Below are 4743 nucleotides of genomic sequence, written 5' to 3'. Positions count from 1 at the left end.
ATCGCTGAACCGATTGCGTCCATATCCGGGTTTTTATGGCCCATGACAATGACCTTATCGCTATCAAGGACGATATCCTTCAATGCATGGGAAATGACTCGTGCACGGACCCTTGTGCGTTTTTCCATCGGATTGGTCTTCCCGCCATAGAATTTCACTTTACCATTCGACTGCTTGATCGCGACCTGATCACCGCCCCGTCCAAGTGCCAAATCCAGGCTGGACTGCGCGAGCGAGCCTAGTTCCGGCAGTGATGATACGGCGGAGCCGACACCTATGCTCAAGGTCAATGGTACGTTTTGCTTGGCTGTCGTTTCCCTGATTTCATCCAGGATCGAGAATTTCCCCTTTTCCAATTGCTGCAGGATATGTTCATTGAAGATAGCAATGAATCGTTCCGAGGATACCCGTTTAAAGAAAACGCCATTATCCCTTGCCCATTTATCAAGAAGTGAAGTGACCAAGCTGTTGATGCTGCTTTTACGCTGATCATCCATGCCCTGAGTCAAATCATCATAATTATCGAGGAGGATGATGGCAATTGCCGTCCGTTCATCTTCATATAGTTTCTCGATTTCCACTTGCTCAGTCACATCAAAAAAGTAAAGAAGTCTTTCCTCACGCTTATGGACCACTTTGAATTTCCGATCGTGGAGCGTCAGTGTTTCTGTCTCGATTTCCTGCTTGATCAATGGGACGATCGAGTCCGCGACATCATATAGGGACCTTCCAGCCAATGAATCCTCGCTAAAACAGGAGGCCAGGAATGGATTGGTCCATTCGATGTAATAATCTTCATTAAAGAGCATGATCCCGATCGGCATTTCCAATAACGCTTCCTCGCCGACCTTCTTCAATCGGTAAGATAAAGTCGTTATATACTCTTCGGTCTTACGTTGTTTTTTTTCGACCATTCTTAATGTTAAATAAAATAAACCAGCAAGAATCAACAGTCCAATAAGGGCAATGACCCAATTATAGTAAGCCAGTACGCCCAAAAGTAACACGCCTGCGGCCAGCATCCCATACAAAGGGGACTTAATCGAGTATTCCTTCAAATAAGATGGCATAGTTTCAGCTCCTAAAAGCATCTGTTTTACAAAAAGCTAACCCTTTTTCCTGAATGTCTCCCTAAAAGGAAAGCCTAAATCCATTATACCTAAAAATCGGATGACCGTCGTGATAATCGGAAGCGGAAACAGCAAGGTCACAACCAGGATTATAACGGGCACGGCCTTGGCCCATGACTTCACATGAGCGATATAAAAAATCAGGGAGTATCCTTGCAATAATATGAAGAACTGCAGGATGAAAAATAAGTTCGTTATGGCCATATATACATAGCCGTTCTTGTCCGTATTCACAAAAAGGGCGAGAAGCATCGTAATTAAATAATACCATAAAAGGCTTTTCGGGAGTCGCAGATCTCGAAAATGAGGCCATCTTAACGCCTTTACGCTGAATCGCTTCAAAATGGGATGTGCAGCGAGGAAAATGAACAATACCATCAAGACGGACATCAAGACAAATAAACTCGGCATCAACGTGTAAAACATATCGATGAAGTCATGCATCTGCGTTTTGATTTCATCCCTCTGTGCCTGCCCAAGAGATCCCATGATGTTAACCGGTTTTTCTGCCGATGCCTTAACCATATCCAACGCTTTTTCTATGTAATTCACATTGGTTATCAACACGGAGCCTGCATATATTAAGATTGTGCCTCCCAGGAACACAAGGACTGCACTTATGAACGCAGTTACCATCGGTTTATCCTTCCTCAAGCAATAGCCGATCACCATTCCCGTAACACCCATAAGCAGGGTCAATGGTACGGATAGTACAGACCCGATGAGGAGCGTCAATAACGAAGCGATGAATAAGTAACCCAGGCTCCAAGAAAGCTTTTGTTTGATTGCGATCAAAATGAATGGAGTCGGTAAAAAGAAAAGCGTGATGATGCCCATTAACGGGACATGGATGGTGATGAACAGTAAAATGCAATATAGTGCCAAAAGGGCACCGCCCTCCGCAATTCGTCTCCCGCTATTCATCTATTTTTCACCCCCTGTTTTATTGTCTTAAGCTCATCTTTATATTGTATCCGTTACGGCCAGGATATTTCAAACATGACATTCTTTTTTCAAGAAATGAATATTATTTCCTTGGAAAATAAAAAAACCGCAATTTCAGCGGATTTCAGGAAAAGGATATGATTTATAAAAAAAAGGCGCATTAAGGATGATTCCTCAATGCGCCCATTTTAATTATTCACCAGATACGTATGGAAGTAATGCCATAGTACGTGAGCGTTTAATAGCAATCGTTAATTTACGTTGATATTTAGCGCTTGTGCCAGTTACACGACGTGGTAAGATTTTACCGCGTTCTGAGACGAATTTTTTAAGAAGATCTGTATCTTTGTAATCAATTTTAGTGATACCGTTTGATGTGAAATAACAAACCTTTTTACGCTTACCGCGTCCTTTACGTCCACCCATTGCCATAATCATTTTCCCTCCCTGCATTTTGAATTTTCATTTTAAACGGCTGTTTAAAACGGAAGATCGTCATCTGAAATGTCGATGGTCTTACCGTCATTTGCAAATGGATCATCATCTACACGAGTGTAGTTGTTATTGCTCCGTTGATTCTGATTAGGATTTTGTCCATACGAATTATTGTCATTTCCGTTATTATTGTTACCATAACTTCTTTGACCCCCACCGTAAGAACCGCCTTCATTTCTTTCACCCGCTGAACTGCTTCGTGGTTCAAGGAACTGAACGCTCTCAGCCAGAATCTCCGTCACATATACGCGTTTGCCGTCTTGTCCTTCATAATTACGTGTTTGGACACGTCCATCCACGCCAGCCAAACTGCCTTTTTTCAAGAAGTTAGCTACATTTTCTGCCGGTTTACGCCAAACTACACAATTAATGAAATCTGCTTCACGTTCACCTGACTGATTCGTAAAACTACGGTTCACAGCTAAAGTAAAGGTTGCTACAGGTACTCCATTAGGTGTATATCGTAATTCAGGATCTTTAGTTAAGCGTCCTACCAAAACTACGCGATTCATCATCAGAATCAACCCCTAGGTTTCAAGCTTGTTTCATGTGAAACAAGGTTTGAATTTATATTAATCGAATTAAACTTCTTCTCTAGTAGCCATGTGGCGAATGATGTCTTCACTGATTTTAGCAAGACGATCGAATTCTTGGATCGCAGCACTTTCAGCGTTAACTTTAAGAAGCATGTAGTAACCATCACGGAAATCATTGATTTCATATGCAAGACGGCGTTTACCCCATTCTTTTGCTTCTACTTCCGCACCATTATCAGTAAGGATTGTGTTGAAACGTTCAACTAAAGCTTTTTTAGCTTCTTCCTCAATGTTTGGACGGATGATATACATAATTTCGTATTTTCTCATCACTGTCACCTCCTTTTGGTCTAAGCGGCCCTATTGGGCAAGGAGCAATTATTTATAATTACTCACAAGATGAAATTATAGCATAGTTGTAGAGTCTTTGCAACGAATGGCTCTACTTATTACAATTAATTGAAAACGATTGATGAAAGCCCCTGCAAATTATGCTGCAGGGGCTTTCATTCTTATACGTTAAAACGGAAATGGATGACATCGCCATCGTTAACGATGTATTCTTTTCCTTCCAAACGCACTTTTCCGGCTTCTTTTGCAGCACCGTGACTGCCCGCTTCTAGCAAATCGGTATAAGAAACGACTTCGGCACGGATGAAGCCTCGTTCGAAATCGGTATGGATGACACCGGCGCATTGAGGGGCCTTCATGCCTTTCCGGAATGTCCAAGCACGCACTTCCTGGACACCAGCGGTAAAGTATGTCGCCAATCCAAGCAAGTTATAGGAAGCACGGATCAATTGGTCAAGACCGGACTCCTCGATGCCTAGTTCAGATAAGAACATTTCCTTTTCTTCACCGTCAAGCTCGGCAATTTCTTCTTCGATTTTGGCACAAATCACGATTACTTCCGCGTTTTCGTTCGCTGCATATTCACGGACCTGCTGCACATATTCGTTGTCATCGGCATTAGCCACTTCATCTTCGCTTACGTTCGCCACATAAAGCGTCGGCTTCGCCGTAAGCAAATGCATGCCCTTGACGATTTTCAGCTGTTCTTCAGTAAATTCAACGGAACGGGCAGGTTTTTCTTCTTCCAATGCCGCTTTCAAAGTGACAAGGATTTCATGTTCAGCCACTGCATCCTTATCTTTTTGCTTGGCCATTTTGCCGACACGGTCGATACGTTTATCAACCGATTCCAAATCGGCAAGGATCAATTCAAGATTGATGACTTCGATATCATCGATCGGATTCACTTTTCCAGAAACATGCGTAATGTTGTCATCAGCGAAACAACGGACAACCTGACAAATCGCATCAACTTGACGGATGTGAGAAAGGAACTTATTACCAAGACCCTCACCTTTACTTGCCCCTTTTACAATCCCGGCGATATCGGTGAATTCGAATGCTGTCGGAACCGTTTTTTTCGGTTGGACCAAATCGGTCAATTTTTGCAAACGGTGATCCGGCACTTCCACGATCCCGACGTTCGGGTCGATCGTACAAAAAGGATAGTTCGCAGATTCCGCACCTGCCTGAGTAATTGCATTAAATAAAGTGGATTTCCCTACGTTAGGCAAACCGACAATACCAGCTGTTAAAGCCATTTATATTTCACTCCTTCAAGATAG

At 42.7% G+C, this 4743-nt stretch carries 5 protein-coding genes and 1 pseudogene; all 6 read right to left on the bottom strand.

Translation table 11 applies throughout. The annotated features are described in order from the left end of the window. A pseudogene (locus tag CVN76_RS05620) lies at window positions 1–1070 on the bottom strand (hypothetical protein); the annotation flags it as partial. 36 nt (window positions 1071–1106) lie between these two features. Further along, window positions 1107–2054, bottom strand: coding sequence for a YybS family protein (locus tag CVN76_RS05615; protein ID WP_100530568.1), 948 nt, complete (start codon window positions 2052–2054; stop codon window positions 1107–1109). Between the two features lie 213 nt (window positions 2055–2267). Then, complete coding sequence (gene rpsR / locus CVN76_RS05610) at window positions 2268–2507, bottom strand: 30S ribosomal protein S18 (RefSeq protein WP_053348323.1); 240 nt, start codon at window positions 2505–2507, stop codon at window positions 2268–2270. A gap of 47 nt (window positions 2508–2554) precedes the next feature. Then, window positions 2555–3085, bottom strand: coding sequence for a single-stranded DNA-binding protein (gene ssb / locus CVN76_RS05605; RefSeq protein WP_061141436.1), 531 nt, complete (start codon window positions 3083–3085; stop codon window positions 2555–2557). Window positions 3086–3151: 66 nt separating this feature from the next. Beyond that, complete coding sequence (gene rpsF / locus CVN76_RS05600) at window positions 3152–3436, bottom strand: 30S ribosomal protein S6 (RefSeq protein WP_061141437.1); 285 nt, start codon at window positions 3434–3436, stop codon at window positions 3152–3154. A gap of 182 nt (window positions 3437–3618) precedes the next feature. After that, window positions 3619–4719 carry a redox-regulated ATPase YchF gene (gene ychF / locus CVN76_RS05595; protein ID WP_100530567.1) on the bottom strand — a complete coding sequence of 367 codons (1101 nt, stop codon included), beginning with the start codon at window positions 4717–4719 and terminating at the stop codon, window positions 3619–3621. Between the last annotated feature and the right edge of the window lie 24 nt (window positions 4720–4743).

Source organism: Bacillus sp. mrc49 (genome assembly GCF_002803435.1).
The sequence above is the reverse complement of the archived record's forward strand: the minus strand, read 5'-3'. Positions and strand labels throughout refer to the sequence as shown.

Excerpts from the sequence above, each read along its gene's own strand:
- CVN76_RS05615 (WP_100530568.1), bottom strand. The coding sequence starts at position 2,054 with ATGAATAGCGGGAGACGAATTGCGGAGGGCGGTGCCCTTTTGGCACTA.
- rpsR (WP_053348323.1), bottom strand. The coding sequence starts at position 2,507 with ATGGCAATGGGTGGACGTAAAGGACGCGGTAAGCGTAAAAAGGTTTGT.
- ssb (WP_061141436.1), bottom strand. The coding sequence starts at position 3,085 with ATGATGAATCGCGTAGTTTTGGTAGGACGCTTAACTAAAGATCCTGAA.
- rpsF (WP_061141437.1), bottom strand. The coding sequence starts at position 3,436 with ATGAGAAAATACGAAATTATGTATATCATCCGTCCAAACATTGAGGAA.
- ychF (WP_100530567.1), bottom strand. The coding sequence starts at position 4,719 with ATGGCTTTAACAGCTGGTATTGTCGGTTTGCCTAACGTAGGGAAATCC.